The sequence below is a fragment of the Arsukibacterium sp. genome (assembly GCF_033722355.1).
Classification (GTDB): domain Bacteria; phylum Pseudomonadota; class Gammaproteobacteria; order Enterobacterales; family Alteromonadaceae; genus Alishewanella.
Genome location: NZ_JAWVZF010000250.1, coordinates 1 through 2596, shown reverse-complemented (window position 1 = coordinate 2596; position 2596 = coordinate 1). Strand labels below are relative to the sequence as shown.

The 2596-nt window shown below is 49.6% G+C and carries 2 protein-coding genes; both read left to right on the top strand.

The window, feature by feature from the left end:
* Positions 1-992: RQC domain-containing protein (locus R3177_RS14440; RefSeq protein WP_318971708.1), on the top strand; the 992-nt coding region annotated here is incomplete at its 5' end.
* Positions 993-1120: 128 nt separating this feature from the next.
* A partial coding sequence (locus tag R3177_RS14435; protein ID WP_318971707.1) for a 7TM-DISM domain-containing protein occupies positions 1121-2596 on the top strand: 1476 nt, incomplete at its 3' end.

Sequence of the window (2596 nt, the reverse complement as noted above, 5' to 3'; positions counted from 1 at the left end):
GGGTGCAGGATGATTTTAAACGGGATGATATCCAGATCATTGTGGCAACGGTCGCTTTTGGCATGGGGGTTAACAAATCCAACATTCGTTTTGTTATTCATTTTGAGCTGCCGCGCACCATCGAGGCCTACTATCAGGAAACCGGCCGCGCCGGCCGCGATGGTGTGCCAGCCGAAGCACTGATGTTATTTGATCCGGCAGACATTACCCGGATGAAGCGCTGGCTGGAAGCAGAGGAAAACCCGGCCCGGGCTGAAGTGGCCTGGCAACGCTTTCAGGCAATGGCTGCTTTTGCGGAAGCTCAGACCTGCCGCCGGCTGGTATTACTTAATTATTTTGGTGAAGCCCGCCAACAACGTTGTGGAAACTGTGATATCTGCCTGAATCCACCGCAGCAGTTTGATGCCACTGAACTGGCACGCAAGGCCTTGTCCTGCGTGTACCGGGTAGAACAAAGTTACGGTATGGCGCATGTCATTGACGTCTTACGCGGCAGTCAGAATCAGAAAATCCGCGAGCTGAACCATGATACCCTCAGCACCTGGGGCCTGGGTAAAGAGCACAGTCAGGACTACTGGCTGAGCGTATTACGGCAGCTGGTACATTTTGGCTATCTGCAACAGGATATTACCCGCAATTCGGTATTACAGCTGCTGCCGGCCGCCAGACCTCTGTTGCGCGGCGAAACCCACCTGCAACTGGCCGTGCCGCGTTTACAAAGTAACCAGAAAGTCGCCGCAAAGCTGGGCAATCAGAAATATGATCGGGTGCTGTTTGGCCGCTTGCGCAGTTTGCGAAAGCAGCTGGCAGAACGGGACGATGTGCCGCCATTTGTCGTGTTCAGCGACGCGACCCTGATAGATATGTGTCAGCGCCTGCCAACAGACAACAGCAGTATGCTGGCAGTGTCCGGTGTGGGTAATACCAAACTGAGCCGCTACGGCAATGAATTTATTACTGAGATAAGTGATTATCTGGCCAGTCATGGTTAATGTTACTTTTGTATGGCTAAAACGTAATTAATTAGCTTAAGCTGCAGATATTTCTGTGCCGCAACAGAGCTTATTGTGCTAAAGTTCCGGTTGTTTCCGCATTGATTGCCTGCCAACGGAGAGCCTAATTGGTACCAGTAAAACCCTGGTTGTCTATCTTACTGCTCTGGCTATGCAGCTGGCCCCTGATTGCATCTCAAACCGAGACTAACCACCTGAGCAGCGATACCAGCGATAAAACAGGGCTGTACCACCTGTATTATCTTAAAACTGCCGCTAATCTGGCACTGGAAGATATTCTGGCAGACCCGGCGTATACCCATAGCTTTTTGCCGGTACAGGGCGATAAGCGGATCCTGATAAGCGATCATAAACCGGTCTGGTTTAAAGCCCGGCTGCGCAATAGCAGTAAACAAGCCGTTACCTGGTTACTGGAATACAATTTTCCGATGGTGGATAAGCTTGAGGTGTACCAGGTTGACCTGGCCAGTAAAGACATTGAACTGTTAAACCGCACCGGTAATGATTACCCTTTTTCAGAGCGCGCCCTGCCATATCGCGGATACATCACTGAGCTTCACTTCGCAGCGGAGCAGGAGTTCGATCTGTATCTGCGGGTCGAAGATGCTGCCATTATTCCAAGTGACATCACCTTATGGCAGCCGACAGCGCTAATCAGTGTTCAACAGGTTAATGCCATTTTTGACGGCGTACTGACCGGTATTCTGCTGCTGCTGGCGCTGCATAGTTTTATTATGTTTAATCAGCGTCGCCAGATGCAGCGATTGTATCAGGGCTTATTTTTCTGCTGTTTTGCCATGGTGCTGGCGATCCTAAGTGGTCTGGCGTTCCCGTTATTATGGCCGGATAATCCGGCAGTTAATCTGGCCATACTTTACATTTTTTCAGGCTTGTCACTGCTGTGTTTAAACCTGTTTATCCGGGCCCGGCTGGAACAGCCGTTGTCATTCTTATGGCACAAGGTTCACATGTTTAATAATCTGCTGGCATTATGCTTATTATTCAGCCCGCTGCTAATCGGTGGCGAAGGGCGGTTCTGGTTATTGCTTGGCAGTATTATTATGATCATAATAAGCAACATCCTGTTAACACTGCATTATGCAGTGGCCGGACAAAAAAGTGCCCGCTCACTGGCGCTTGCCTGCTTTTTTTTACTACTCAGTGCCGCCATTCTGACAATGGCGCAACTGGGGTACTTTAAGCAACTACTGGAATGGCATTATTTAACCTTATTACTGATCCTGCTTTGCATGACGGTTATTCACTTCAGTCTGGATCATATTCATGCCGGGCTGACCGCTGAGGGCGAGTCACTGCAGGAGCTGACAAAATACAAAACCTTATTTCATCAGACTGCAGAGGGCTTGTTTATCGGCAATGCTGAAGGTCAGTTGCTGGATGCTAATCTGGCATTGTTACAAATTCTTGGGTATCAGCAAATAAGTGAGTTGCGTCAGGATGTGGGTGGCCACGGGATGACGCGCTTTTATGCCAACCCTGCTGAACGGCAGGACTTTATAAATCAGCTGCATAAATTTGGTCAGCAACAGGCAGAGATCCGTGGTTTAAGAGCTGATCGCAGC